Below are 25806 nucleotides of genomic sequence, written 5' to 3'. Positions count from 1 at the left end.
GCAAGCCGACACGATACGCGCTTTTGCATCGACGCCGTGCCCCATCGACGATCGTCCCCGGCGGATGCACGCGTATTCGTCTGACTTTGCGACAGCACGCGTCGCACGATGCTTGCGCGCGGTCTAATCAAGCACCGAGCCGCTCGCGTAAAGGCGAAAGGGCGCGAACTCACGCCGTCACGCCGTCACGCCGTCGCAACGCCGCGATGCTGGCCGCCGCGCTCGATGCTCGGCGTAAGAGGCAAGAGCGCACCTTGCAGCAACAGACGCGTCGCCGCATCGGCATCGAGCGGCTTGCTGAACAAAAACCCTTGCGCTTCGACGCAGCCGAGCCCGATGAGGAATGCCCGCTGGGCCTGCGTCTCGACGCCTTCGGCAATGACGTCGAGCCCGAACGCATTGGCGAGCGTCACCACGGCCGTCGCGATCGCGCCGGAATCGCCCGCGCCGATTCCCCGCACGAAGGCGCGGTCGATCTTGATGCGATCGACGGGCAACGCGCGCAATTGCCCCAGGCTGGAATAGCCCATGCCGAAATCGTCGATGGCCACCCGCATGCCGAGGCGGCGAAATTCGGCGAGCCGGCGGGCCGACGCCTCGGGATTCTTCATCAGCGCCGTCTCCGTCACCTCGAGCTCGAGTAGCGACGGGTCCATACCCGTTTCTTTGACGACACGCTGGAACGTCGCGACGATGTCGGCGCGCTGAAGCTGCAGCGGCGATACGTTGACGGAAATCGGGATCGGCTTGGCCTGCAGGTCGCGCCACGTCGCGGCCTGTTCGCACACCGCGCGCAGCACCCATTCTCCGAGCTGCGACACGAGTCCCGACGCTTCGGCGATGGCCACGAAATCGACAGGGCTCACGATCCCGTGGGCCTCGTCGCGCCAGCGCACGAGCGCCTCGAGGCCGCGCACTTCGCCCGTGCGCATGTCCACCTGCGGCTGATAGTTCAGATGCAGCTTGCCGCCTTCGATCGCTTTCCTTAGGCGTCCCGACAATTTCAGGCGGGCGTCGGCGTCGCTGCGCATGCGATGTCGGTAGAACTCGCAGCAATTGCGGCCGCGGCCCTTGGCCGCATACATCGCCATGTCGGCCGCGCGTATCAGCCCTTCGGCGTCGCCGCCGTCTTCGGGAAAGACGCTGATGCCGATGCTCGCACCGGCGAACAGTTCGTGCCCCGCCACGACGATCGGCTCGGCGAGCGCCGTCAGCACGGCATCGCCCAACGCCTGACGCGCGTCGCCGTCGCGCAGCTCGCTCACGATGATGAACTCGTCGCCGCCGTAGCGCGCAACGAGATCGTCGCGCCCCGCACAGGCCGCGAGCCGCGCGGCCACCTCCACGAGCAGTTGATCGCCGATGGTGTGTCCGAGTGCATCGTTCACGGTCTTGAACGCATCGAGATCGATGAACAAAACGTGAATGCGCGCCGCCCGAGTCATCATCGCTTGCAGCTTGGCGGCGATCGTCACGCGGTTCGGCAAGCCGGTGAGGCTGTCGCGCTCGCTGAGTTCGCGCAGGCGACGCGAGCGCTCGGTGAGCTTCATGTAGACGTCGTACGTGGTCTTGGCGAGCACCAGGGGATAGCCGATGAGCACCGGCACCCACGCGAGCGCGGTATGCGGATCGATGCCATGGACCACCTGCGTCCCGAATATGAGCACGCCAGCGCCGAGCCCCAGCGCCATGACGAGAAGACCGTAACCGAAGAGCCGCCAGCCGCCGGCCGCCATGTTGTCGATCGCGAACATGAGGAAGACGACGACAGTCGCGATCGGCGAAAAATGCACGGCCGCGATGAACCAGCCCCCATTGATCGAATCGATCATGAAGTTCCAGCGCTCGCGCAACAAGGGTTGCGGCGCGGCACGCACCTGCATGAAAGCCAAGTGCGGCCAGAGGAAACATACGGCCGCAACCGCGGCGATCGTCAAAGGATGGGCATGCTGCGAACGCAGCAAAAGCAACACAGGAAGGAAGCCGAGGCCAAAGCCGAAAAGCCGCAACACGTAGATGCGGCGCACGAACTTGGCCCCTTGTCGCGGGGCGTCCGCGCGATTGGCGATTGTTGCTGCAGTCAAGCGTGTCGGCTCGTGTGGCATGCCCTGGGCGGTGCGGTGCGCGTTCGCCGATTTGGCCATCGATTCGGAAACCGATTCGGAAACCGATTCGACCCATTCGACATCCCGCGCGCGTCAAGACAACGTGATCCCTGTACTAACGGCCATTCGTCCTAAAAGTTTAGACAAAAGTAACACGAGAGGCGAGACACACTAATATGCCCCGCGCACTGCCCGCCGTGATGCCTTTCCTCGCCTCGAAGAAAGGCGATACCGGTCCGGGCGGTGCGGTCGTCGGCGAACGAAGGTGTCACCTCACCATCGACGTTTCGCAGCGACTAACCGGGAGACAAGCACGTTTCATGGCCGACCTCATCGATCGCCTCCGGCGTCAACGCTTCGAGGCACATCGAGGCGCTTCGATGCACTCGAGCGCCCCGCTCTCCCCGTCATCGGAAGGATCCCCTCCTCGATCAGTCGACGATTCTCCGTTCTTATTCTCCGTTCCTCTTTTTCAAAAAATTAGGAGTCCGAACGATGATCGAAGGGAACACGCATCCCGCCGCAATCAACGTGCCCGCCATCGGTGATTATTGGGCCGGGCAAGGCGGCGTTTACGCGGGCATCATGCCCGATTACGTCGGCAGCCGCCCTTATCACCTCATCGTCTCCATCGACGAAGCGCTCGCCGTGGCGTGGGGCGGCTACGGGCGTGAAGAGCCGAAAGCGCGCAGCAAAAGCGACGGCGACGCGAATACGCAAGTGCTCGAGCGCTGTCCCCACCGACATCCGGCCGCGCACTGGGCGGCCGATTACCGAAAGGACGGCCACGACGACTTCCATTTGCCGGCTCAGCTAGAACTCGAAGCGGCGATGACCCTGCTGTCCGACCACTTCACCCCCTCCGATTGGTATTGGTCGAGCACCGACCATTCGGCCACGGAAGCTGAGGGGCACAATCGCAACGGGGTGGACTTCGCGCAGATGTTCAAGACGTTCGAAGGCCGCGCACGCGCCGTGAGGAGAATATTCGTGTCCGATCGCTGAGCATCGCGCCCCGTTGCCGCGCGTCTTAAATGTCGAGCGCAATCGACGATTGAAGGAGCGCGTGCATCAATATCGTCGCGCCGACCAACTCCACCCGCGCGGCAGCGGGCCACTCAACACACGAGGAGCGATTGTGATCGATACCACCCAGGGCGTCCGGCTCGCCGATGCGCCGAAGCTCGGCGAGTACTGGCCGGGACAAGGCGGTTTATACGCCGGCATCATGCCCGATTACGAGGGCACCCAGCCCCGCGTCTTGATCGTCGCCGAAGACGAAGCCGTCGACATCCCCTGGGGCGGGTTCGGCGCGACGGAGGAAGGCGCGCACGAGGACGGCGACGGCCACGCGAATACGCGCGATCTCGTCGGTTGCCCAAAGCCGTGGCACGGCCATCATGCGGCACGCTTTGCCGCGGCTTACGAAAAGGACGGTCACAAGGATTTCTACCTGCCGTCCCACCGTGAACTCGAGATCGCCAACGTCACGATTCGCGACGCATTCGACAAGACGGATTGGTACTGGTCGAGCACGGAGCAATCGAGCGCCATGGCGTGGGGCCGCAGTTTCGGCGACGTGCATCTCGAAAGTCTCTTCAAACACATGCCGGCCCGCGCGCGGCCCGTTCGCAGCATGCTCATCATCGACGGCAGCGCCACGTCCGACGATGAATGAATCAGTAAGTGAGTAAGCAGGCGAACGGGCGACCGACCGAGCGTGGCCGGCACGAGCGGAAAAAGCGCGCCCGTCGCCGCGACGCCAGTGCCGAGCAGCACGGGCCGGTCCGGCTAATCGCCTGCCACGTGGCGCTTGAATTCCGAGCGAAAGCGATGAAGCAACGGCTCCGTATACCCGTTCGGCTGCGTCCGTCCTTCGAACGCAAGCGCGCATGCCGCGCGAAACGCGAACGACGCGGCGTAATCGGGTGCCATCGGCCGGTAGTTCGGATCGCCCGCGTTTTGCTGGTCGACGACGCGCGCCATCCGCTCGAAGGTCGCCTTCACGAACTCAGGCGTGATCACCCCGTGGCGTAGCCAATTGGCAATATGCTGGCTCGAGATGCGCAGGGTCGCGCGATCCTCCATCAAGCCGACGTCATGGATATCGGGCACCTTCGAGCAGCCGACCCCTTGCTCGATCCATCGCACGACGTACCCTAGAATGCCTTGCGCGTTGTTCTCCACCTCGCGGCGAATCTCCTCCTCCGACCACGAAGCGCGCTCGACGACGGGCACCGTCAACAAACCGTCGAGCAGCGCATCGCGCTCGCTCGCATAGTCGATTTTCTCGAGCGACTGCTGTACGGCCCGCACGTCCACTTCGTGATAGTGAAGCGCATGCAGCGTGGCCGCCGTCGGCGACGGCACCCATGCAGTATCGGCCCCGGCGCGAAGCTGAGCGCCCTTTTGCTCGAGCATCGCATGCATCAGATCGGGCATCGCCCACATGCCCTTGCCGATCTGGGCGCGCCCGCGCAGCCCGCAGGCGAGACCGACGAGCACGTTGCTGCGCTCGTAGGCTGCGATCCACGCCGTGCTCTTCATATCGCCCTTGCGCAGCATCGGGCCCGCTTCCATCGTCGAGTGCATCTCGTCGCCGGTGCGATCGAGAAAGCCCGTGTTGATGAAGGCAACGCGCCCCGCCGCGGCAGCGATCGAGGCAGCGAGGTTGATGCTCGTGCGGCGCTCTTCGTCCATGATGCCGATCTTGATCGTCTGCGGCGGCAGGCCGTAGAGGCGCTCGACACGGCCGAACAGCTCATCGGCGAATGCGGCTTCGGCCGGCCCGTGCATCTTCGGTTTGACGATGTAGATCGCCCCTTCGCGCGAGTTGCGCCGGTTCTGCCGATCATGCAGCGCGCAGAGCGTCGTGACGACCGCGTCGAGCACGCCCTCGGGGATCTCGCGCCCGTCGCGGTCGAGCACCGCGTTCGTCGTCATCAAATGACCGACGTTGCGCACGAACAGCAGCGAACGGCCGTGCAGCGTCAGCGTGCCGCCCTCGCCCGTGTGATAGGCGCGATCGTCGTTCAAACGCCGCGTGAACGTCTTGCCGTTCTTGCTGACCGCTTCCTCGAGCGTGCCCTGCATGAGCCCGAGCCAGTTGCGATAAAGCGCGACCTTGTCCGCGGCGTCGACGGCCGCGACCGAGTCCTCGCAATCGATGATCGTCGTGACCGCCGCTTCGAGCACGACGTCGTTCACGCGGGCCGCGTCGGTCTTGCCGATCGGCGCCTGCGCGTCGATCCGAATCTCGATGTGAAGCCCGTGGTGCTTGAGTAGAACGGCCGACGGCGCATCGCTCTGCCCTTGGTAGCCGACGAATTGCCCGGGGTCCGCAAGGCTCGCCTCGCCCGCCTTCGTGCGCACGACGAGACGGCCGTCGCGCACGGCATAAGCCGTGGCGTCGCAATGGGACGCGCCCGCGAGCGGCGCGGCGCGATCGAGAAACGCGCGCGCGTAGTCGATGACCCGTGCGCCGCGCACTGGGTTGTAGTCGCCCGAACGCGTCGCCCCATCGTCCTCAGGCAACGCGTCGGTGCCGTATAACGCGTCGTAAAGGCTGCCCCAGCGCGCGTTGGCCGCGTTGAGCGCGTAGCGCGCATTCGACAGCGGTACGACGAGTTGCGGGCCCGCTTGCTCGGCGATCTCGACGTCGACGCCAGCCGTGCCGATCTTCACGCCGGCCGGCGCCGGCACGATATAGCCGATCTCTTCGAGAAACGTACGATAGGCACGCAAGTCGCGAACGGGGCCGGGATGCGTGCGATGCCATTCGTCGAGCGCCGTTTGCAGGCGATCGCGCTCGGCCAACAGCGCTCGATTTTTCGGGGCCAGCTCGTGCACGAGCGCGGCAAAGCCTTGCCAGAAAGCCGACGAGGCGATGCCGGTACCCGGCATCGCCTCGCGCTCGATGAATTGGCTCAGGGCCGCGTCGACACGCAGCCCGTGGTGGTCGGTCAGATTCATGATGCGGTTGTTGCTTCGGTTGTTGCTTCGGTTGTTTCGTTGAAAAACGGCTCCGGGCTAAGCCTCGATGCTTTGCGCGCCTGTCTTGGCGACGTGCGCGTCCTGCTCCGACTTGACGCCCGATACCCCCACCGCGCCGACCACGTGCCCGTCGACGACGACCGGCACGCCGCCCTCGAGCGTGCCTTGGAGCGGCACGCTCAGAAATGCGGTACGTCCCCCGTTGATCATGTCTTCGTAAGCTTTCGATTCGCGCCGGCCGAGCGCCGAGGTGCGCGCTTTTTCCATCGCAATGTAGGCGCTGACGGGCGACGCGCCGTCCAAGCGCGTGAGCGCGAGGGGATGCCCGCCGTCGTCGACCAGTGCGATCGCCACGTTCCAGCCGTGCTTCAGGGCTTCGGCGCGGGCCGCTTCGATGATCGTGTTCGCTTCGGCAAGGCCAAGTACAGGTTTCGTTTGCATCGTCCGCTCTCTCTCAAAGGTCAAAGTCAAAGGTAGAAGAAAGGTGCGACGTCGGCGCGCTGCGCCGCGTCGAGATCATTGTCGCAAGCTTGCGCGTGTCCGTAGGTTGCGCGAACGAATACCGACCTGCTGAACCACAGCATAGATGCCAATCGGCCGAGCCGCATGCTCGTGCCGCGCCGCCGCCACGACAAAGGCTCGAAGGCAGGGTGCCGGGTCAGGCGGCCGGCAACTCGCGTTGTCGAGCCGGCGTGCGCTCGGCGCTCGCCGGCTCCCATCGATGTGCCGAAACGAGCTTGCCGGTGCCGTCAGCCGCATTCCACCAAACGACGCGCAAAAGCGGCGCGAATTGCGCGATATGAATGGCCTGCACCGGATCGCTTTCGACGAAATGCGTGCACGATAGCTCGACGGCCGCCTGCGCCTTATGCGCCGCCACCTCGTGCGGCCGATCGCCGTGGCGCGCGGGATCGCGCATGACGAGCCGCGGCCGGTCGAACCCGTGCCGGGTCAGCCAGGCCTGCGTGCGCGCGCGATCGATCTCGGGGCGCCCCGTGACGATCGCCTTGGCGCACGCGAAGTCGATGCCGGGCAAGCGGTCGAACGGCAGGAGCGCATCGCGCTCGGCGAGGGCAGCGGCCAGATCGGCTTCATAGTGCTCCGGCGCAACGTCCGGTAACAGAATGCCGTCGAGATCGACGGCGTAGACCGCGAATTCGTGATCTTCGCCGATCGCGCCCCGTGTACCCGCCCGCGTTCGCTGCCATGCCTCGCGATAAGGATCGGTGTAGGCGTGGCGCTCCCACGGGAACAAAACGAAATAACCGCGGGCGTCGATGCCGTAATCGGGCCGAATCCGACTCAGATCGTCGAATCCCGCCGCGAGCGTGATCACCTCGAGCCCGTGAGCGCGCAGAAAGGCCATGCAATCGTCGAGCGTGTTGCCGGCGCCGGCGATATCTTCGCAAAGCAGCACTTTGCTGCCCGCGAGCGGCATGGCAATCGAGGAATCCCATGCCACCGTGCGCGTCGCGCGCTCGTAGCGTAAAAACGCCGCGGGCACGCCGACCGCGTGCGACACCATGAGTGCAAGCGGCGCGCCACCACGCAAAATGCCGACGGCGCACGCCAATCCCTCACCGGCCAGATCGGGCTGCAGCGAGGCGATCCATTGATCGATCTGATCGTAGGTCAGCGCAAGTATGGGTTTGTGCATGGCGGGATGGCGACGCGATTGTGCGAATGATGCGACGAAGCGGGCGGTCAACCCAGCATTATTGCCAATAGGCGGGTTGCCGTCCATTCGCAGCGCAACGCGCGGCTCGCTGTCGATGACTCGCCGATATTCGCCCGCCGCTGACGGAGATCGCGCTCGCCGGCGGTTTCTCGTCTCAGTCGCATTTCCGGCAATGCCTTCAAACATGCGTTCGACTCCAACCCGGCGCGCTATCGCAGCTTGCTGGGCGGGGCTGCCGGGCAGGCGCGCCAGCGCTCGTAGGAAAACGCTTACATCCGCGGCAGACGGGACGACATCAGGTTCCGCCGGCGCTGATTGGTGGCGCCAACGATCTGAACAATACTTTCATCCGACGCATGCACCACACCGCGCAGTTCAGTAAGCGGTCGAATCGAGAGGCGTGCGACCCGTGTTCCCCGTTGCGGAGGCTAGAGTGGACAATCGCGAAGTGCTCGAAACGATACGCGAAATCAACCTGTCGTATTTGATGCTTGCGCAGCACATGCTCAACGAGGACTACGCCGAAGGCCTGTTCAAGCTCGGCTTGTCGGCGCAATTGGCCGACTTGGTCCACACGCTCACGCCCGCGCAAACGATCAAGCTCGCCCAGTCGGAAGACCTCGTCTGCGATTTCCGCTTCGACGACGCGGCGATGCTGACGGCCCTCACGACGGCCGACAAGGGGCTCGACGCCGCCGCCACGCACGCGGCGATCTTGCTCGCCGCGCAGCCCGCCAAGCAATTCTGCTAAAAGGGAGCCAACCATGCCGAAGACGAGCCTGATCGAAGAAGCACAGGAAGTGTCCCGCGCCGTTGCACTGATCGAACTGGGCGCCCGCATGCAGGTGCTCGAGTCCGAACTCTCGCTCTCGCGCGAGCGGCTGATCCGCCTCTATCGCGAAGTCAAATCCGAATCGCCGCCGAAGGGCATGCTGCCCTCCTCCGCCGACTGGTACATGACGTGGCAGGCCAATATCCACGCGTCGCTGTTCTATCACACGTACTCGTTTCTGAAGGGCGAAGCGCGCTGCTCGCACGTCGACGCGCTGACCAAAGGCTACCGTCTCTATCGAGAGCACTGCACGAACGGCGGCCTCGATGTGCATCTGGATTTGACGCGTGCCTGGACGCTCGTGCGCTTCTTCAACGGCGGCATCCTCGAGATGCACCAATGCTGCCGCTGCAAGGGCAAGTTCGTCTCGTACAAGCACGATCTGCCTCGCGCAAAAGCTTGCGTCATGTGTCAGCCGCCCTCGCGCGCCGGCAAGAAAGCGAAGACGCTTAACTGAGCACGCTAGCGCCGCTGATCGGCGGCGCCCGGCAGCGCTTGCAGTCCGGCGAGCTGATACCGCCAAAACTCGATGGGCAGGCCCGGATAGGCAAACAGATCTTTCAACAACGTCGGCACGCCTGCGAGCAAACCCTGTGCTCGAACCGTGCCTGCGCGCTCGCGCGCCGCCTCGACGTCGATCGACGCCACCGCATTGACGCTCGGCTGCATTTGCAAGTCGTCGGCGGGATGACTGAATTTCCATGACCTCCGAGGTAATCGATTTTGCGTTCGGCTCCTTCTACGATGCCTTCCAACGCATCGACAACCGATATCGACAACCCACCAAAGGAGAACGACCATGCCATTCATTACCGCGAACGACGACACTCAACTCTACTGGCGCGAATGGGGCCGCGGCGCACCGATGGTGTTCGTGAGCGCGCTGGCCTGCGGTAGCGCGATGTGGGACTACCAGTTCGCCGAATTCGGCGAGCGCGGCATGCGCTGCATTTCCCTGGACCGCCGCGGTCACGGCAAATCGGACGAGAGCGCGCACGGCTACGACTTCGACACGTTCGCCGACGACCTCGCAACGCTCATCGACAAGCTCGATCTGAAAGAGATTACGCTCGTATCGCACTCGATGGGCACCGGCGAAGTCGTGCGCTATCTGAGCCGACACGGCAGCCGGCGCGTGGCCCGCGTCGTCATGCTCTCACCCACCACGCCGATGCTCTTGAAGACCGAGGACAACCCCACCGGCGTGCCCCGCGAGCAATTCGAAGCGCTCTGGGCGCTGTGGCGCCGCGACTATCCGAGCTGGGTGGCCGCCTCGCTCGCCCCGTTCTTCGTGCCGGAAACGTCGCCGGCGATGATGAAATGGGGCATCACGCTACTGCAATCGTCGGTGCCCGTCACGCTGGCATGCAGCCGTGCGCTCGCAGAAGCCGATTTCAGGGACGAGATGTTGCGCATCGACCGTCCGACGCTGATCGTGCACGGCGACCGCGACCGCTCGGTGCCGCTCGAAGTGGGCGGATTGCCGTCGTCGGAATTGATACGCGGGTGCCAACTGAAGGTTTATGCGGACGCGCCGCACGGGCTGCTGTACACACATATGGGTCAGTTGCACGCGGACATGTGGGATTTCATGCGTAGGAACTGACAGTGCGATGCATCGCTAGCGCCTTCGCCGGTCCGAACCAGCATGATCGCCGGCGATATACGCCTGCAGCCCGCGCACCAACGCATCGAAGGTTGCCGTGCAACGCGGGCTGCCGCGCAAATCCTCGTGCATGACCACCCACGTTTGCAGCTTCAGCGCGACGGCATCGGGCAGCAACCGCACGAGCGAATCGCGTTGCGCAATGCCGTTTTGACAGATGCCGATTCCGCAGCCCGCGCGAATCAACGCAAGCTGCGCGAGCGTGCTGTCGGTACGCAGGGCGAAGGCTTCGCGCTTCCAGATCGGAAATGCTTTGCCGGCTTCGCGCAGGAACGGCGTCACTTGATCGAAGCCGATCAACGCATGTCGCGCCAGGTCGGCGAGCGTCGCCGGCTCGCCGTGCTCCTCGACATAATCAGCCCTCGCGTACATCCCGAGTTCCACCTCGCCGATCCTGCGCGCGATCAGCGCCCCCTGCGACGGCTCGGCCATGCGCACGGCGATGTCGACTTCACGCTGCAACACGTCCTGGATGCGATCGGTCGGCACCAATTCGACAACGAGCTCCGGATGCGCCCGTCTGAGCTCGGCAATGACGGACGGCAACACCTCGACGCCGATCACGTCGCTCGCCGACACGCGCACGACACCCGCCAGCCCGGTTCCGTGGCTCGCCGCCGCACGCTCGAGCGCAGCCGCGGTGCTTTGCAGCGCGCATGCATAGCCGCGCAGCGCGAGCGCGGCCTCGGTCGGCAGCAGCCCCGACTGCGAGCGCGTAAACAACGTCTGGCCGAACGCGGCCTCCAGCGCCGCGACGTGGCGCCCGGCCGTCGGCTGCGTAATGCCGAGCGCACGGGCCGCGCCCGACAGCGAACGCTCCGTCAGCACGGCAAGAAAGGTTCGGTAGAGTTCCCAGCTCAGATTCGATGCCATACATAAATGTATATCCGATCGCTTATGCTCGCCAATTCCTTTATATCGAAGCTCGCCCCAGAATGTGCCCCATCGAGACACTCTTCTGAGGAGAACGGCGATGGAAACGAGGCAAGAAGCGAGACAAGAAGCGAATACCAAGCGCGCGCTCGTACTGGGCGCGACGGGCGGCATCGGCAGCGAGCTCGCACGGCAATTGCGCGATGCGGGTTGGGAAGTCAAGGCACTCACGCGCCGGCCCGACGCGGCCGCCGAGCGCGAAGGCATCGCCTGGATACCCGGCGATGCCATGGACCGGCAAGCCGTCGTCGCGGCGGCACGCGGTTGCAGCGTGATCGTGCACGCAGTCAATCCGCCGGGGTATTTGCGCTGGTCCGAACTCGTGTTGCCGATGATCGACAACACGATCGAGGCGGCGGCCGCCGCCGGCGCAACCATCGTATTGCCCGGAACCGTCTACAACTACGGCGCCGACGCGTTTCCGCTCTTGAAGGAGGATTCGCCGCAACGACCGTCGACGCGCAAAGGCGCGATCCGCGTGGAACTCGAGCGCAGGCTCGAGGTGGCAACGACGCGAGGCGTTCGAACGATCATCGTTCGCGCGGGCGACTTCTTCGGCCCGCACGTCGGCAATAGCTGGTTTTCGCAGGGGCTCGTCACGGCGGGGCGTCCCGTCAAGGCCGTGCGCATCCCGGGCCGGCGCGGCGTCGGGCACGCCTGGTCCTACGTGCCCGACGTCGCCCGCACGATGCTCGCGCTCATCGAGCGCCGAGCGACGCTCGCCCCGTTTTCCACGTTCCATATGGCAGGGCATTGGGATAAGGACGGCACGCAAATGGCCGCGGCGATCCGTGCCGTCGTAGAGCGGCATGGCGCGCGCCCCAAACTGCGGCGCTTCCCGTGGTGGTTGGTCCGGTTGGCCACCCCGTTCGTGCCGACGCTGCGCGAGATGATGGAGATGCGCTACCTCTGGAAGGTACCGGTACAAATGACCAATGCGCGCCTCGCCGGTGTGCTCGGCAGCGAACCGTTCACGCCGCTCGATGCCGCCGTCGAAGCGACGCTGCGGGGCATCGGCTGCGTGCGCTGACTGAGCGTGGGGTATCGAGGGGCGCGCTCGCTACGACACAGCCTTCCCTTGCCGAAAATGCTGCTGCACGAATTCGACGAAGCGGCTCGCGGCGCCGTTCTGCTGCGTCGTGGGAAAGCTCAATGTAATCGGCGCCGTCAATGCATGCGGCATTTTCAGTCGACGGTAGACCACGCCCGCTTGGTTGTATCGCTGCATCGACGCAGGGACCAGCGTCACGCCAAGCCCCGTCGACACGAGCTTGATACCCGAAAGCATGCGCGGCACTTCGCGCACGACGTTCGGAGAAAACCCCGCCTCGCGGCATGCGGTGAGGATGTCCGCATACATGCCGGGCGATCCCGGCCGCCGCACGAAAATAAAGGGTTCGTCGGCAAGCTCGCGAAGCGCGATGTCCGATTGCCGGCCCCGCCGGCGCCTCAACAACGCATGATCTTCGGGCAGCACGACGACCATCGGCTCCTCCTCGAGCACGTCGAACGACAAACTCGGCGGCCGCTCCACCGGCTTGCGCAGGAACGCGACATGAACGAGCCCGCCCGCAAGCCGCTCGTTGACTTCGGCCGCATTCAACTCGATCAAGTCGATGCCCACGTCCGGATGCAGCCGCCGGAATTCGCGGATCGCCTCCGTGGTCAGCGGATGAAAGCTCGCGGAACTCGTGAGCCCAATCGAGATCGTGCCAAGCTCGCCGCGCGCAATTCTGGCCGCACGCTCGACCGCGTGCTGCAGGCCCTCGATGATGCGTTGCGCGTCCTGTGCAAACGCCTTGCCGGCCTCGGTCAGCACGACGCCGCGCGGCAGGCGCTCGAATAGATCGAAGCCGATCTCCTCCTCGAGCAGGCGAATTTGCTGCGACAGCGGCGGTTGCTGCATCGCGAGCCGCGACGCCGCGCGCGTGAATTGCCCCTCCTCGGCGACGACCAAAAAGTAACGCAGATGCCGCAATTCCATCGTCCGTCCCCATGAAGTCGCACCGCGAAAATCCATATTTATTAAATATGGATAGCTCACAAAATAGGTATTTTACATTTACCAACCCCGAACCTACGATCTCGCCATCGCGATAAAAACCGGAATCGGCAACCGCTCGCCGCACGCCGCCACGGATAACAACCCGAGCTTTGCATGGATGGAGACCCCCACAATGAAGAAGCACTATTTCGCCGCCGCTCTTGTCGGCGCGGCCAGCCTGTCGGCGCACGCGCAATCGTCGGTCACGCTCTACGGCTTGATCGATACCAATCTTGAATTCGTCAATCATGCCGACGCGAAAGGCGACGCGCTGGTGCGCGAGAATTCCGGCGGCCTCAGCAATTCGCGGTTCGGCTTTCGCGGTACCGAGGATCTCGGCGGCGGCTATCAAACGTTCTTCGAACTCGAAGCGGGATTCAACGGCACCGACGGCACCAACACGACATCGGGTGTGCTGTTCAATCGAACCGCGGCCGTCGGCATCTCGAATGCATCGTACGGGGCATTCTCGGCCGGCCTGCAGTACACGGCGATGTACGACATCCTCGAACAATACGATCCGATGGGCTATGCCCCGCAATACACGTGGTTCCCGACGACGGGCTCGTCCGACGACTTCTCCTACAAAGCACGACTCGACAACTCGGTGAAATACGTCGGCCAGTTCGGCGGACTGAAAGCGATCGCCGACTACAGCTTCGGCGGCACCGTAGGCTCCTTCCAGAGCAACGCGGCATACGGCGCGGGCCTGGAGTACGCAATCGGCACGCTGTCGGCCGCCTTCGCCTACGACTATCGCAACGGTGCGGTCACCTCCACGGGCACATGGACGAAATCGCGCAACTGGAGCCTGTCCGCGCGCGATCAATTCGGCAGCGTCACCGTGATGGGCGGCTACGAGCACTTCTTGGAAAACCCGACCAAGGGCGCAACGATATCGCAGGCGTTGTGGTTCGGCGGCACGCGTTATCGTTTCACGCCGGCGTTCCAGTTGACGGCGGCGCTGTACTACCAAAGCAACGCGACGAGTGGCGTGTCGAACTCGATCATGGGCGTCCTGAGCGGCGACTACACGCTATCCAAGCGCACGGACGTCTATGCGACCGTCGCATATGCCGCAGCCACGCATAATGGGAACGGCACGTTCACGCCGGTCGGCGTCACCGACGACACGGCATTCTGGGCAAACCAGACCGGTGTGACGGTCGGCATTCGCCATCGATTCTGAGCAGCCGGATGATGACGGACGACGATACGCGGGATGATTCGGGAGTGAATCGATGAATCTAATCAAGATCGCACACCTCAACGCGCTGCGCACGATACGGCGGTGCGCAGCGGCAACCGTGGCGGCTGGATTGACGTTGGCGTTGACGTCCGTTGCCGTGCCCAACGCCGCGCTCGCGCAACATGTGTACGCGCCGCACCTGCACCCGGTGGCCGTGATTGCGCCCGCGCGTCTGCAACTCGACACGCCACAAGGGCCGGCGCAGTTTCCGCTCTATCTCTCGGCGGATTGGAACGCGCCGCAGCCGCGTATCGAGCGCGCCGTCATCGTCATTCACGGCAAGCTGCGCAACGCGGACGTCTACTATCGAACGGCTTTGCACGCACGCGATGCGGCGGGCGCGGAACCGGGCACGACGCTGCTGATCGCGCCGCAGTTTCTCGCAACGCTCGACATGCGCGTGCATGATCTGCCCGCCGACATGCTGCACTGGAAGGACAACGCGTGGATGGGCGGCGAGCCTGCCGACGGCAGCGTGCCGCTCAGTTCGTACGCGGTGCTCGATGCGATCGTCGCGCGCCTTGCGGACCGGCACCTGTTTGCGCATCTGAAACAGATCGTCTTCGCCGGTCACTCGGGCGGTGCGCAAGTCGTGCAACGCTACGCGGTGGCCGCACATGGCTTGCAAGCCCTCGCGCAAGAGGGGATCGACATAAGCTACGTGGTCTCGAGCCCATCGTCGTATGTCTATTTCGACGAATCGCGGCCCAACGCGAACGGCGGGTTCTCGGCCTTCGATGCGGCGCGGTGTGCGAATTTCGACGACTGGAAGTATGGAATGCAAGCACGCCCGCCTTACGTGAGCGATCGCAGCCCCGCGCAACTGGAAGCGGCCTATGTGAGCCGCCGCGTGACGTATCTCGTCGGCGGTAGCGACGACGATCCGAATCAGGCCGCACTGGATCGCAGTTGCCCCGCCGAAGCACAGGGAATGGAACGCGTTGCGCGGGCGCAGGGCTATTTCCATTACCTGCAAGCGCGTCATCCCGCAGGCTTGAATCAGCAATTTCACGTCGTGCCCGGCGTAGGCCACAATGGCGCGCGCATGCTCACGTCGTCGTGCGCACTTGCTGCGATGTTTGGAACGAAATCATGCGCCTATTGAACGCACCGCATATGATCGAAAGCACGTCCGGCCCCACAACGATACCCACATTGAGCCCGCGGATGGTCCGCCGCGCGATCGTGTCGTCCGTGCTCGGCAGCGGCCTCGAGTGGTTCGACTTCCTCGTCTACGGTTATTTCGCGAAGATCATCGCGCAGGTGTTTTTCCCCGCGGATAGACCGTTCGTGTCGATCACGCTCACGCTCGCGACGTTTGCGATCGGCTTCCTCGTGCGGCCGATCGGCGGCGTCTTGCTCGGCATGTACGCCGACCGCGCCGGTAGACGGCGCGCGCTCGCCATGTTGATCGTAACGATGGCCGCCAGCACGCTGCTGATGGGATTGACCCCTTCGTATGCAACGATCGGCGTCGCCGCGCCGCTGCTCATCGTGCTTGCGCGGTTGCTGCAAGGCATGTCGGTCGGCGGCCAGTTCGCGACGGCCTCCGCGATGCTCGTCGAGTACGCGCCGCCGGGCAAGAAGATGTTCTACGGCAGCTTCAACATGTCGGCGCAATCGTTCGCCCTGTTGCTGTCCTCGGGCGTCGGCTGGTTGCTGACCACCCATCTCTCGCATGCGCAGCTCGTGGCCTGGGGCTGGCGCGTGCCGTTTTTGATGGGCTCGCTTGCGGGACCGATCGGCTTCTATATTCGCCATCGCGTAGCCGAATCGCCCGAATTCACTCGATTGCGCGAACACGGCGGCAAGCCGCAGCGCCCCACCGTCCGCACGTTCTTTCGCGAGAATACCGATGCCGTCATCTGCGCGATGGGCATCATCATCGTCGGCGCGGCGACGAACTACGCGTGGCATTCGTATTTGCCGCTCTATGTGGAACGGCAACTGCACCTGCCGCTCTCGACCGCGCTCGTCGGTGCCTTCGTGTCCGGCGTGCTCAACCTCGCACTGTTCCCACTGGCGGGCAAGCTGTGCGACCGCTACGGCGCCTATCGGCTGTTCTATCCGGTCGTGATCGCATGGATCATCGTCGCGTATCCGCTGTTCGGCTTCGTCATCTCATCGCCCTCGCCGACGCATCTGTTCATCGCGCAGATGGTGTCCTCGCTGTTTCTTGCCGCGATGTCGGGCTCGCATCCCGGCATGCTCGCCACGCTGTTTCCCGTGCGCAATCGTTCGACGGGCGTCGCGCTCTCGTACAACGTGGCCGTGACGTTGTTCGGCGGACTGGCGCCGCTCACGATCACGTCGCTCACGCACTGGAGCGGAAGCAGCTATACCCCGGCCTTCTATCTGATCGTGGCCGGCCTCGTCTCGCTCGCGATGGTCTTCTTCACGAAATCCGGGAGAGATCCGGCGCCGGTGACGCAGGAAGGCTCACCGGCAGCGCAATAACGATTGATCTACGCTCGATAGGCTTTGCATGACCCAGTTATTCCGTCCCGACGATGAGCGCGCACCGAATGAACGCCCCGTCGCCGTGGTCGCGCCGCATCGTCTTGCCGTCACGACTTCCGCGGGCCGCGGCGTCATTGCGCTTTACATCACGTGTGATTGGCGCGTGCCGCAGCCGGCGATACGGCGTGCGGTGATCTTGATTCACGGTCGCTTGCGCAATGCCGATGCTTATTTCGAACTCGCACAGCAAGCGCGCGCCGCCGGCGGCCACGACGACGAGACGCTGCTGATCGTGCCGCAGTTCCTTGCCGCCGCCGACGTCGCCGCGCATCGGCTCGCGCCCGATGCGCTGCACTGGGAATGGACCGGATGGATGGGTGGCGACGCCGCGTTGGGGCCGGCGCCGCTCAGTTCGTTCGACGCGCTCGATGCGATCCTCGAGCTGCTCGCGCAACGCACTCGGTTTCCGTCGCTCGAGACTGTTGTTGTCGCCGGTCATTCGGGCGGCGGCCAGGTCGTGCAGCGCTATGCGGTCGTCACGCGCGGAGAATCGCAGTTAACCGGTCAAGGCATCGCGCTGCGTTACGTGATCGCGAATCCATCCTCGTATGTGTATTTCGATGAACAGCGGCCAACCGAAGATGGCCGCTTCACACCATTCGATGCCGCGCAATGTCCCGGCTTCAATGACTGGAAATACGGGTTGAACCGCTTGCCGGCTTACGCGCGGAGAGTGGCGAACGACAGATGCGCGCGCGATCTCGAAGCGGCGTATGCAAGTCGTGACGTGACGGTGCTCCTCGGCGGCGAAGATTGCGATCCCGCGCACCCCGCACTCGATAAATCGTGCGCTGCACAGACCCAAGGCGCGCATCGCCTTTCGCGCGGACTCGCTTACGCGCGCTACATGCATATACGTCACCCGTCGCTGCGTCACCGGACGTTGGTCGTCGATGGCTTCGGCCATGACGGCAAGGGCATCTTCTGCTCGCCGAGCGGTGTAGCGGCGCTGTTCGGTCGAACTGCATCGGCCTAGGTTTCAGGGAGGTGGTTCAAATGCTTTCGCGTCGCGACGCTGGTCCAGATCGCCGTGATCCGATGGTTTGTTGTCCGGTTCCGTTCGTCCTGAGCCCGAAGCATGTCCGGTGCGACGGGCGTCGGCCCAGTGCGGTCGAAAGCCCGATTCGCGAGAGACTTCTTTGGTGTTCGCGCGGGCCGATACCACTTGTCGAGCGGGAGGCCTAGCTGCTCGAACCGTTTTGCGACCTTCCAAAGGTCGCCGAAATGTTCTTCGCGGGAAGGCAGCGTTTCTTGTTGAAGCTGGAAAATTAGGGTGATTCGCATGTCAAGGATGGAGCAACGATTCAATAGGAAGCTTTTCATCCAAGAATCGCTCGGTGAAAAACTTATGAGCAATGGGCTGCATGAAATACCAAGTCGGCGTCGCCGGCGGATTATTTCGGATCACATCGCATTGCCGTCGGGCTTGCTCTATCGATTCGTCTTGCGTGAGTCCTATGCGTTTGACTTCGCCATATGCTTTGGCGAGGCGCGATCGATCACGAACCGATACAGCTCCGCACTTCCGCAATTGCTTAGTAGTCCTGAATTTTCTATGCCCTCTGCCGCAATGGCGGACAGGTACGAACGTCTTCTAGCTTACGCTCGCGCCGCGCAACAGGTCACGCGCACAATGGCTCAGGATGTAACCGAAGACCGAGCGCACGCAGAACTTTAAGCATGGTGGAGAAGTCGGGGCTTCGCTCGCCGGACAGGGCCTTGTACAGACTTTCTCGAGAGAGGCCTGCGTCGCGAGCAATTTGCGTCATGCCGCGCGCGCGAGCCACATCGCCTAACGCCCTAGCGATGAACGCCGCATCGTCGCCCGCCTCTTCGAATGCGGCTTCAATGTACAGGCGCATTTCCTCCTCGTTGCGCAAATGGTCGGCAATGTCGTACCGTGTAGTAGTCGTAGCCATCGTCAAAACTCCAGTTCGCGGGCCATATCCAGCGCTTGTCTGATGTCCCTATCCTGTGTCCGCTTGTCGCCACCGCACAGTAGCAGGATGCAGACACCACGCCGCTGCGTGTAATACACGCGGTATCCCGGGCCGTAGTCAACGCGCAACTCCGAGACACCACCTCCGACCGGCTTTACGTCCCCGTGGTTGTCATCGGCGAGGCGTTGGATACGAATCTGAATTCGCGCACGCGCTCGGGCGTCTCGCAGATCATCGATCCAGCGGGCAAATTCTGAGGTCTTGCGCAGTTCAGTCATATCGATCGTAGCCTACTGGCTACATAAAATCAATCCCACAAATGCGAATCGCCGCCATCCGGCCAGTGATCGTTACCGGCGGCCGAATAAGTGCTATCGCTTCAGAGCAGCCACACCCGTTTTCGACGGCCGAAATGACCGACTAAGAGACAGATTTGCGTATGGCTCGCTTGGCGCGCATTCTGGCGGCGCGAGCGAAGCAGAGCCTTTTTCCGGAACGAATTCAGTCCAACGGAGGTGCCCTCTCGTGCAGGGGATCGTCGACACGCAGCGGCTCGGCGGCTCGACTTTATCGCTCCTCGGGCTACGCCTTCCCCACCGTTATCCACATCACCAAACGATCCTTCGCCTGACTGAACAGCGCTGCGCACCGGCGCGCCGACACGCACTTGTGTCGTGCTAGCCTGCCGCCGAGGACCCCGTAGGCACCCGCTATGGCATATGGGCGTGGCCTGGTCGGCGGTCTGGGCGCGTCGCCGCTCCGCAACGAAAAGCGAACGCGACATAGCCTTCTTTTGGTGGATTGGCAATGAAGGTCGACGGCCCTGGCGGCAACACCGAGATGAACCGCGGCGGCGAAGCGCCAAAGGAAGTGCCGGCAGGCGCGCCGCTGGCGGAGCGCGATCACGCACCCGCCGTCGAAGGACTGCGCCAACTGGCGGCCGGCTTGCCGAAGGCGGATGCGATCGCGCGCATCCGGGTGGCACCCGCTAAGCACGACCTGATGTGTCATCACCACTTCCCAGGGCCGGAGGGCGCAGCCCGCGAGCGCTTCATGGAGGCCGCTGCGCCGTTCGACCTGACGCCATCGCAGATCAACGCGCTGTGGTCCCCTCCGCCGAAGGACGGGACCGGCGCGTTCGACGCCCGCGGCAACGACCTCGTCAGGCAGACCGTTCAGCAGGCTCAAGTCCACATCGACGGCCATCCGGAAGAATCGGCTTATCTGCTCGCAACGGATTTCGTCAACCTGGCCGGACTCAACAAGGCCCTCCACAACGTGGCGGCGTCCGCCAATCGGCACCTGGAAGCGATCTCGAGCCGCCCCGACGCAGCGCTGAACGCTCTGGCCGTCGACCTCGCGCCCATGCGCGCGAGCAGTACCGGCAGGCACATCGTGACCGTGGGTCGAGCGGACGAGAAGCGGATGCTTCGGGCCTTGCGGCAAGCCAAGACCGAGGCGCATCTCTATGCACTCCAACATCGACTCGACCAAATTAAGCATCCCGGACGTCGCCGCCGCGGCGTGGATCTCAACATGGCGCTGGTACGGATCGAGCCGGGACAGCCGTTCGAGGAGATCGTTGAACGTGCCTCAGACGCGCTTGGCGAAAGCATGGATGAGGTGCTTGGCGGTGCCGTGCTCGCAGAGCCGTTCGTCATGCCGCCAACGCGCTGGTGCCCGAATCCGGACGAGTCGATCGAACGGGAGTTCTACGCAACGGCTGCAAAGGTCGGCGTGGGCCGTTCAAAATGGCGGCCTCTGTTCAAAGCGGCGGGATGGAGAGTCGAGCGCGATCCGGCAGGTGTCTATAGTGCAAGAAGCGGTCACACAAAAGCGAAGTTCGTGCGCGCAGGCCAGGCCGTTCTGGAGGCCGCGGCCAGTCAAGGGCGCAAGCTCGACGGGTATTTCATTTCGTGGGACCTCATCAATCTGGGCGGCATCACAAAGGCGCTAGGGCGGGCCGACGCCGACCGGCACATGGCCAGCATGATCCATCTTGCCGCGCAAACGGTCGCGGACGCAGGTTACGATATTTGCCCGATGCGCACCGGAGGAGACGAGTTTGGCGATCGCGTGATCGGCGAGAACCAGACGCGCGAGCAAATGGACTCCGTGGTTCAGCTAGCGCGGGAACGCGTCGACGCGTACGGACGCAAACACGGGCTCGACGCGATCGAGCATCACCGGCGCCCCGGTGAAAAAGGCTTCGGCCTGCATGCGGGCATCGCGCCTATCCTGCCGGGCTTACGGGTGGGCGATACGTTTGAGTTGGCCGATCTCGATCTCAACAGAAGCAAGGCAGAGGGGCAGCACGGTGTCTGACAAGGATAGAGACGAGCGACTCGGTCTCACCGGACTCACGCCCGAGGCCCGTGAAGCGCGTCTTCGCGAACGAGAGGGCGCGCTCGCCGAAGCGGTCGCACGCGCGAAAGCGGAACTCGAAGCGAAACGCAAAGCGGCAAGGAACAAGCAGTCGCGTTGACGAGCGCAGCTTCGCGTGCGCTGGAGCGCGCCCGCTCTGATCTACCACCGGAGCACCGCGAGGGGCGAGTCGCATGCCGGACTCAGCCTGTCTGCCCACGCCTGCATGGAGCCGATTCCCAGCATTCTCGTTTCTCCCAATGTTCCGTCTTCGTGGCTTTCATATAATAGATTTACAACATAATAATTATGTAAAATATCTAATATGAGAAAACCAAGCATGCCGCTCGACCGAACCCTTCAGCACATCTTCGCGCAGGCCAAAGCGTCCGGCGCTCCGGACCTGACCGACTTGCCGCCGGAAGCGGCGCGCGCGGTTTATCGCCAGATTCTCGCAGCGGCAGATGTCGCGCCGGCTGACGTCGACGTCACCAGCCATACGATCGACGGCCCCGATGGCGCCCTGCCGCTACGCGTTTATCGTCCGCGTCGCGAAGCGGTGCAGGGCATCGTCGTCTACTACCACGGGGGCGGTTTCGTGCTCGGCGACCTCGACGGCTATGACAACGTTTGCCGGCAGCTATGCGAGGACAGCGGCGGGCTCGTCGTATCGGTGGGCTACCGGCTTGCGCCCGAGCATCCGTTCCCGGCCGCCATCGACGACGCGTGGGCCGCGCTCGAATGGGTGGCGGCGAACGCCGGTGAAATCGCGTCGCGCGACGCCCGCATCGCGGTAGCAGGCGACAGCGCCGGCGCGCTACTTGCGACGGTGATGTGCATCCTCGCGCGGGATCGGCGCGGTCCAGTCATCGCATTTCAGGCGCTCGTGTACCCGCCCGCCGCCGCCGGCTCGCTGTTGGATTTCCCTTCGCGCACGCTATACGCGGACGGCCCCACGCTGACCGCCCGCATGATCGACTACTTCAACGGCTTCTATTTCGGCGCCGAAGGGCCGCCGAGGAACGCGCTGGCCGCGCCGCTGTGCGCCGACGACCTGGCGGGCCTGCCGCCCGCGCTACTGCAGATCGGCACGTACGATCCGCTGCGCGACGAAGCGCTCGCTTATGGACAACGCCTGCTCGAGGCCGGCAACGATGCGATCGTGGTCGAGTATCACGGCCTCCCGCACGGCTTCGTCAGCATGGGTGGCGCGGTGCGCGCCGCGCGTCTCGCGCAGCGACAGTTGGCGCAGGCACTGCGCGATGCGCTGCAACCGACAGCACACGTCTGACCTACCTGAGCTGCCTGCCGCGGCGCTCGAATCGTGGGCCCTTGCGCCGCGAGGCAGACTCGAACGACGACGCAACCTCCGCCATGACGGCTCGCGCTATTCGGTCATCATCCGAACCTTGACCTTGCGCCCCTTCACCTTACCCTTACCCAGCCTGCGCAACGCCTCCTGCGCAATGTTGCGATCGACCGCCACATACGTCGAAAACTCGGTCACGTTGATCTTGCCGATCTGCGAACTGCTAAAGCCCGCTTCACCCGTCAATGCCCCCAGCACATCGCCGGGCCGAATCTTTTCCTTGCGGCCGCCGAGAATCTGGAGCGTTTCCATCGGCGGCAACAGCGGTTCGTCGCTGGCGGAACCGAGCTCGGCCAGCGGATGCCATTCGACATCCCGGTTCTGCGCCTGCTCGATGCTGCCGACGCGCCCCATTTCGTTCATGCTGGCCAGGCTCAGCGCCCAGCCGTCCTGATCCGCGCGGCCCGTGCGACCGATGCGATGAACGTGCACGTCCGGATCGGGTGTCACGTCGACGTTGATGACGGCCTCGAGTTGGGCGATGTCCAGGCCTCGTGCAGCCACGTCCGTCGCAACGAGCACCGAACAACTCCGGTTCGCAAACTGCATCAGCACCTGGTCGCGCTCGCGCTGATCCAATTCGCCATGCAACGCCAGCGCGTGAAAGCCTTGCGCGCGCAGCACATCGAGCAAATCGCGGCATTGCTGCTTCGTATTGCAGAACGCCAGCGTGCTCACCGGCCGATAGTGATTCAGCAGCTTGCCGACGGCATGCAGCCGCTCGTCCTCGGTTACTTCGTAGAAACGCTGCCGGATCTTGCTGCTGTCATGACGCTCTTCGAGCTTGACCTCCTTCGGATTACGCAGGAATTGCCGGCTCAGCTTGCCGATACCCTCCGGGTAGGTAGCGGAGAACAGCAGCGTCTGACGTTCTTTCGGGCATTGACCGATGACCGTTGCGATATCGTCGAAGAAGCCCATATCGAGCATCCGGTCCGCTTCGTCGAGCACGAGCGTATTCAGCGCGCTGACGTCGAGGCTGCCGCGCGCCAGATGGTCCATGATGCGCCCAGGCGTGCCGACGACGACGTGCGCACCGTGCTGGAGACTCGCGGTCTGCGGCGCCATCGGCGTCCCGCCGCACAGCGTCAGCACCTTGACGTTCTGCTCCGCCCGCGCGAGACGACGGATTTCCTGCGTTGCCTGATCGGCCAGTTCGCGCGTCGGACATAGCACCATGGCCTGGACGGCGAAACGCCGCGCGTCGAGCCGTGCGAGCAACGCCAGGGAAAAGGCCGCGGTCTTGCCGCTACCGGTCTTGGCCTGCGCGATCAGGTCGTGCCCGGCCAACGCAACGGGCAGGCTCGCAGCCTGGATCGGTGTCATGGCGACATAGCCGAGCTGGGCAAGATTGGCGAGCACAGCGGGGGCAAGCGCAAGCTCGCTAAAGGATGGGGCAGCGTTCTTTTCTGTCATCTCTCGAAGTCTTCAACGGTGTGCGCAGTTTCGTTCCGTCGAGACTGCAAGGTGTCTGATTTGCCAACCAAGTCGGCAACTATACGCTGGTCGTTTGCCGTGTACCGCCCTCACGCCGCGGCTTCACGAAACCCAGGCATTTCACGTCGTCGCGTCCGCATCGCAGAATTCGGTTGACCGGGCTGGACTATCCACGTATTGTCTCTAACCTGAAGTATTCAGGATGTTCAATTGGTGTTCGTCTGGTGCCGCCATTTGCGCGGAGTTCGCTTTCTTCTTCTCCCACTTGATGCTTCCCCGTCACCAGATTGGAACGGGAATGTTCTGTTTTTTATTTTTTTAGGGATCCATCATGGAAACCGGTACTGTCAAATGGTTCAACGATAGCAAGGGCTTTGGCTTCATCACGCCGGACAAGGGCGGCGACGATCTGTTCGCCCACTTCTCCGAAGTGCGTGGCACGGGCTTCAAAACGCTTGCCGAAGGCCAGAAGGTCACCTTCGAAACGAAGCGTGGTCCGAAGGGGCTCCAAGCCTCGAACATCACGCCGCAGTAAACACCACCGGATGGCGACGGCCCCCAATTTTGGGGCGGCGCGATCCTCTGGCTTTGAGCGTGGCGGTGGTATGCCACGCATGCCTGCCCTCTTTCCTGCGTCCAAGCTTTACCGCGTCGGCTAACTGACGGCGCGGCATCGAATGGCGCACTCCATGCATGCGTTTGCCGGCCGGGATCAGGTTCCTGCCGACCGGCCGCGAACCATGCACGCTCGCTGGGCGCGTTGATCAAACGCGTGGCCAGCGAAATCTGCGCTTGATCGGACAGCCAGAGTTTCGACGCGGCATCACGCCCGCCCACCGGAGGAATTGATTTGGCAAAAGAAGAACTGCTGGAACTCGACGGGGTCGTCGACGAAGTGCTGCCGGACAGCAAGTATCGCGTCACGCTCGAAAACGGCGTCGTCGTGAGCGCCTACGCATCGGGCCGCATGCGCAAGAATCACATCCGCATTCTGGCCGGCGACCGCGTCACGCTGGAATTGTCGGTCTACGATCTGTCGAAAGGCCGCATCAACTTCCGGCACAAGGATGAACGCGCGTCGTCGGGCGCGCAGCCGCAACGAAGCCCTATGCGTCGCCGATAGGCATGCGGCGATCCTGACTGGATCGCCCTATTCACTCATTCCCGCGAGGCGGCTTGCCGTGACGCGCGAGGAATCGATCGAGTTGGCCTGCAAACGTCTTGCTGTCGCGCGTGCTGAAGGGTGCGGGACCGCCCGTATCGACGCCGACGCCGCGCAGTTGATCCATCACATCGCGCACGGTCAGACGTTCCTGGATATTTTCACGGGTGAACCAATTTCCGCGCGGATCGAGCGCATGCGCGTCCTTGTCGAGTACCGCGGCGGCAAGCGGTATATCCGCGGTAATCACCAAATCACCTGATGCGACCAGTTCGACGATGCGCTCATCTGCCACGTCGAAGCCGCTCGGCACCTGAATCGACTTGATGAAAGGCGACGGCGGCGTGCGCAAATACTGATTCGCGACGAGCGTCACCTGCACCTGCGCACGTCGCGCGGCGCGAAACAACATTTCCTTGATGACGACAGGACAAGCGTCCGCGTCGACCAGCACTTGCATGAAGTCATCCCGCCACATTAAAAAGCGATCATATATCGAGGTCGCCGGTGGGCG

The 25806-nt window shown here is 63.6% G+C and carries 26 protein-coding genes; 14 read left to right on the top strand and 12 right to left on the bottom strand.

What is annotated here, in order from left to right:
- Nucleotides 1-185: 185 nt before the first annotated feature.
- Nucleotides 186-2084, bottom strand: coding sequence for a putative bifunctional diguanylate cyclase/phosphodiesterase (locus J3485_RS02345; protein WP_206950989.1), 1899 nt, complete (start codon nt 2082-2084; stop codon nt 186-188).
- 516 nt (nt 2085-2600) lie between these two features.
- Here J3485_RS02345 and J3485_RS02340 point away from each other — a divergent pair.
- Nucleotides 2601-3110, top strand: a complete 510-nt coding sequence (locus tag J3485_RS02340; RefSeq protein WP_206950988.1) for an Lcl C-terminal domain-containing protein — start codon at nt 2601-2603, stop codon at nt 3108-3110.
- 133 nt (nt 3111-3243) lie between these two features.
- Nucleotides 3244-3783: an Lcl C-terminal domain-containing protein gene (locus J3485_RS02335; protein WP_206950987.1), complete on the top strand. Its 540-nt coding sequence runs from the start codon at nt 3244-3246 to the stop codon at nt 3781-3783.
- A 113-nt stretch (nt 3784-3896) separates the two neighbouring features.
- On the opposite strand, the gene J3485_RS02330 is transcribed toward J3485_RS02335, so the two are convergent.
- The 3 genes from J3485_RS02330 to J3485_RS02320 form a co-directional block, all read right to left on the bottom strand.
- On the bottom strand, nt 3897-6071 hold the full coding sequence (locus tag J3485_RS02330; protein WP_206955599.1) for a malate synthase G: 2175 nt from the start codon (nt 6069-6071) through the stop codon (nt 3897-3899).
- A 63-nt stretch (nt 6072-6134) separates the two neighbouring features.
- Nucleotides 6135-6539 (bottom strand): heme-binding protein, encoded by a 405-nt coding sequence (locus J3485_RS02325; protein WP_206950986.1) that lies wholly within the window; start codon nt 6537-6539, stop codon nt 6135-6137.
- Nucleotides 6540-6756: 217 nt separating this feature from the next.
- Nucleotides 6757-7755 carry a phosphoribosyltransferase family protein gene (locus J3485_RS02320; RefSeq protein ID WP_206950985.1) on the bottom strand — a complete coding sequence of 333 codons (999 nt, stop codon included), beginning with the start codon at nt 7753-7755 and terminating at the stop codon, nt 6757-6759.
- A gap of 454 nt (nt 7756-8209) precedes the next feature.
- Between J3485_RS02320 and flhD the strand changes: the two genes are divergently transcribed.
- The gene (gene flhD, locus J3485_RS02315) at nt 8210-8527 is read left to right on the top strand and encodes a flagellar transcriptional regulator FlhD (protein WP_206950984.1); all 318 of its coding nucleotides are present in this window, start codon (nt 8210-8212) and stop codon (nt 8525-8527) included.
- A 13-nt stretch (nt 8528-8540) separates the two neighbouring features.
- On the top strand, nt 8541-9065 hold the full coding sequence (gene flhC / locus J3485_RS02310; RefSeq protein ID WP_206950983.1) for a flagellar transcriptional regulator FlhC: 525 nt from the start codon (nt 8541-8543) through the stop codon (nt 9063-9065).
- A 5-nt stretch (nt 9066-9070) separates the two neighbouring features.
- Here flhC and J3485_RS02305 read toward each other — a convergent pair whose 3' ends face one another.
- Nucleotides 9071-9277, bottom strand: coding sequence for a hypothetical protein (locus J3485_RS02305; protein WP_206950982.1), 207 nt, complete (start codon nt 9275-9277; stop codon nt 9071-9073).
- Nucleotides 9278-9407: 130 nt separating this feature from the next.
- Between J3485_RS02305 and J3485_RS02300 the strand changes: the two genes are divergently transcribed.
- Nucleotides 9408-10214, top strand: a complete 807-nt coding sequence (locus J3485_RS02300; protein ID WP_206950981.1) for an alpha/beta fold hydrolase — start codon at nt 9408-9410, stop codon at nt 10212-10214.
- Between the two features lie 15 nt (nt 10215-10229).
- Here J3485_RS02300 and J3485_RS02295 read toward each other — a convergent pair whose 3' ends face one another.
- Nucleotides 10230-11147, bottom strand: coding sequence for a LysR family transcriptional regulator (locus tag J3485_RS02295; protein ID WP_206950980.1), 918 nt, complete (start codon nt 11145-11147; stop codon nt 10230-10232).
- Between the two features lie 100 nt (nt 11148-11247).
- On the opposite strand from J3485_RS02295, the gene J3485_RS02290 reads away from it, so the two are divergent.
- Nucleotides 11248-12237, top strand: a complete 990-nt coding sequence (locus J3485_RS02290) for an NAD-dependent epimerase/dehydratase family protein (RefSeq protein WP_206950979.1) — start codon at nt 11248-11250, stop codon at nt 12235-12237.
- 30 nt (nt 12238-12267) lie between these two features.
- On the opposite strand, the gene J3485_RS02285 is transcribed toward J3485_RS02290, so the two are convergent.
- Nucleotides 12268-13191, bottom strand: a complete 924-nt coding sequence (locus tag J3485_RS02285) for a LysR family transcriptional regulator (protein ID WP_206950978.1) — start codon at nt 13189-13191, stop codon at nt 12268-12270.
- A gap of 193 nt (nt 13192-13384) precedes the next feature.
- On the opposite strand from J3485_RS02285, the gene J3485_RS02280 reads away from it, so the two are divergent.
- From J3485_RS02280 to J3485_RS02265, 4 genes are read left to right on the top strand one after another with little or no spacing between them, the layout of a single operon-like run.
- A complete protein-coding gene (locus tag J3485_RS02280) occupies nt 13385-14440 on the top strand; it encodes a porin (RefSeq protein ID WP_206950977.1) in 1056 nt (351 codons plus the stop codon).
- A gap of 52 nt (nt 14441-14492) precedes the next feature.
- Nucleotides 14493-15605, top strand: a complete 1113-nt coding sequence (locus J3485_RS02275; protein ID WP_242538454.1) for an alpha/beta hydrolase — start codon at nt 14493-14495, stop codon at nt 15603-15605.
- Nucleotides 15606-15616: 11 nt separating this feature from the next.
- Nucleotides 15617-16957, top strand: coding sequence for an MFS transporter (locus J3485_RS02270; RefSeq protein WP_206955597.1), 1341 nt, complete (start codon nt 15617-15619; stop codon nt 16955-16957).
- 28 nt (nt 16958-16985) lie between these two features.
- Nucleotides 16986-17996 (top strand): alpha/beta fold hydrolase, encoded by a 1011-nt coding sequence (locus tag J3485_RS02265; RefSeq protein WP_206950976.1) that lies wholly within the window; start codon nt 16986-16988, stop codon nt 17994-17996.
- Here J3485_RS02265 and J3485_RS02260 read toward each other — a convergent pair.
- The 3 genes from J3485_RS02260 to J3485_RS02250 form a co-directional block, all read right to left on the bottom strand.
- Entirely contained in the window at nt 17993-18343 is a 351-nt protein-coding gene (locus tag J3485_RS02260) for a hypothetical protein (protein ID WP_206950975.1), read from the bottom strand. The two genes, J3485_RS02265 and J3485_RS02260, sit on opposite strands and share 4 nt — an antisense overlap.
- 299 nt (nt 18344-18642) lie before the next feature.
- Complete coding sequence (locus J3485_RS02255; protein WP_206950974.1) at nt 18643-18939, bottom strand: addiction module antidote protein; 297 nt, start codon at nt 18937-18939, stop codon at nt 18643-18645.
- A gap of 2 nt (nt 18940-18941) precedes the next feature.
- Nucleotides 18942-19238 (bottom strand): type II toxin-antitoxin system RelE/ParE family toxin, encoded by a 297-nt coding sequence (locus tag J3485_RS02250; protein WP_206950973.1) that lies wholly within the window; start codon nt 19236-19238, stop codon nt 18942-18944.
- A gap of 529 nt (nt 19239-19767) precedes the next feature.
- Between J3485_RS02250 and J3485_RS02245 the strand changes: the two genes are divergently transcribed.
- Both J3485_RS02245 and J3485_RS02240 read left to right on the top strand, forming a co-directional pair.
- Entirely contained in the window at nt 19768-21285 is a 1518-nt protein-coding gene (locus tag J3485_RS02245) for a hypothetical protein (RefSeq protein ID WP_206950972.1), read from the top strand.
- 379 nt (nt 21286-21664) lie between these two features.
- Nucleotides 21665-22615: an alpha/beta hydrolase gene (locus tag J3485_RS02240; RefSeq protein WP_242538453.1), complete on the top strand. Its 951-nt coding sequence runs from the start codon at nt 21665-21667 to the stop codon at nt 22613-22615.
- A gap of 96 nt (nt 22616-22711) precedes the next feature.
- On the opposite strand, the gene dbpA is transcribed toward J3485_RS02240, so the two are convergent.
- A complete protein-coding gene (gene dbpA, locus J3485_RS02235; protein WP_206950970.1) occupies nt 22712-24109 on the bottom strand; it encodes an ATP-dependent RNA helicase DbpA in 1398 nt (465 codons plus the stop codon).
- Nucleotides 24110-24461: 352 nt separating this feature from the next.
- On the opposite strand from dbpA, the gene J3485_RS02230 reads away from it, so the two are divergent.
- Together J3485_RS02230 and infA are read left to right on the top strand one after the other, a co-directional pair.
- Nucleotides 24462-24665, top strand: a complete 204-nt coding sequence (locus J3485_RS02230) for a cold-shock protein (RefSeq protein ID WP_206950969.1) — start codon at nt 24462-24464, stop codon at nt 24663-24665.
- A 315-nt stretch (nt 24666-24980) separates the two neighbouring features.
- Nucleotides 24981-25253, top strand: a complete 273-nt coding sequence (gene infA, locus J3485_RS02225) for a translation initiation factor IF-1 (RefSeq protein ID WP_206950968.1) — start codon at nt 24981-24983, stop codon at nt 25251-25253.
- A gap of 31 nt (nt 25254-25284) precedes the next feature.
- Here the strand turns inward: infA and J3485_RS02220 are convergent, their stop codons facing one another.
- On the bottom strand, nt 25285-25752 hold the full coding sequence (locus tag J3485_RS02220) for a YaiI/YqxD family protein (protein ID WP_206950967.1): 468 nt from the start codon (nt 25750-25752) through the stop codon (nt 25285-25287).
- Nucleotides 25753-25806: the final 54 nt, after the last annotated feature.

The sequence above is a fragment of the Trinickia acidisoli genome, from assembly GCF_017315725.1.
In the GTDB taxonomy this organism is placed as follows: Bacteria; Pseudomonadota; Gammaproteobacteria; order Burkholderiales; family Burkholderiaceae; genus Trinickia; species Trinickia acidisoli.
Note: the sequence above shows the minus strand (reverse complement) of the source record. Positions and strands in the feature narration are given on the sequence as shown.

Coding starts and splice junctions, on each gene's coding strand:
- J3485_RS02340 (WP_206950988.1), top strand. CDS start 2,601: ATGATCGAAGGGAACACGCATCCCGCCGCAATCAACGTGCCCGCCATC.
- J3485_RS02325 (WP_206950986.1), bottom strand. CDS start 6,539: ATGCAAACGAAACCTGTACTTGGCCTTGCCGAAGCGAACACGATCATC.
- J3485_RS02320 (WP_206950985.1), bottom strand. CDS start 7,755: ATGCACAAACCCATACTTGCGCTGACCTACGATCAGATCGATCAATGG.
- flhC (WP_206950983.1), top strand. CDS start 8,541: ATGCCGAAGACGAGCCTGATCGAAGAAGCACAGGAAGTGTCCCGCGCC.
- J3485_RS02305 (WP_206950982.1), bottom strand. CDS start 9,277: ATGCAGCCGAGCGTCAATGCGGTGGCGTCGATCGACGTCGAGGCGGCG.
- J3485_RS02300 (WP_206950981.1), top strand. CDS start 9,408: ATGCCATTCATTACCGCGAACGACGACACTCAACTCTACTGGCGCGAA.
- J3485_RS02295 (WP_206950980.1), bottom strand. CDS start 11,147: ATGGCATCGAATCTGAGCTGGGAACTCTACCGAACCTTTCTTGCCGTG.
- J3485_RS02290 (WP_206950979.1), top strand. CDS start 11,248: ATGGAAACGAGGCAAGAAGCGAGACAAGAAGCGAATACCAAGCGCGCG.
- J3485_RS02285 (WP_206950978.1), bottom strand. CDS start 13,191: ATGGAATTGCGGCATCTGCGTTACTTTTTGGTCGTCGCCGAGGAGGGG.
- J3485_RS02280 (WP_206950977.1), top strand. CDS start 13,385: ATGAAGAAGCACTATTTCGCCGCCGCTCTTGTCGGCGCGGCCAGCCTG.
- J3485_RS02275 (WP_242538454.1), top strand. CDS start 14,493: ATGAATCTAATCAAGATCGCACACCTCAACGCGCTGCGCACGATACGG.
- J3485_RS02270 (WP_206955597.1), top strand. CDS start 15,617: ATGATCGAAAGCACGTCCGGCCCCACAACGATACCCACATTGAGCCCG.
- J3485_RS02265 (WP_206950976.1), top strand. CDS start 16,986: ATGACCCAGTTATTCCGTCCCGACGATGAGCGCGCACCGAATGAACGC.
- J3485_RS02260 (WP_206950975.1), bottom strand. CDS start 18,343: ATGAAAAGCTTCCTATTGAATCGTTGCTCCATCCTTGACATGCGAATC.
- J3485_RS02255 (WP_206950974.1), bottom strand. CDS start 18,939: ATGGCTACGACTACTACACGGTACGACATTGCCGACCATTTGCGCAAC.
- J3485_RS02250 (WP_206950973.1), bottom strand. CDS start 19,238: ATGACTGAACTGCGCAAGACCTCAGAATTTGCCCGCTGGATCGATGAT.
- J3485_RS02245 (WP_206950972.1), top strand. CDS start 19,768: ATGAAGGTCGACGGCCCTGGCGGCAACACCGAGATGAACCGCGGCGGC.
- J3485_RS02240 (WP_242538453.1), top strand. CDS start 21,665: ATGCCGCTCGACCGAACCCTTCAGCACATCTTCGCGCAGGCCAAAGCG.
- dbpA (WP_206950970.1), bottom strand. CDS start 24,109: ATGACAGAAAAGAACGCTGCCCCATCCTTTAGCGAGCTTGCGCTTGCC.
- J3485_RS02230 (WP_206950969.1), top strand. CDS start 24,462: ATGGAAACCGGTACTGTCAAATGGTTCAACGATAGCAAGGGCTTTGGC.
- J3485_RS02220 (WP_206950967.1), bottom strand. CDS start 25,752: ATGCAAGTGCTGGTCGACGCGGACGCTTGTCCTGTCGTCATCAAGGAA.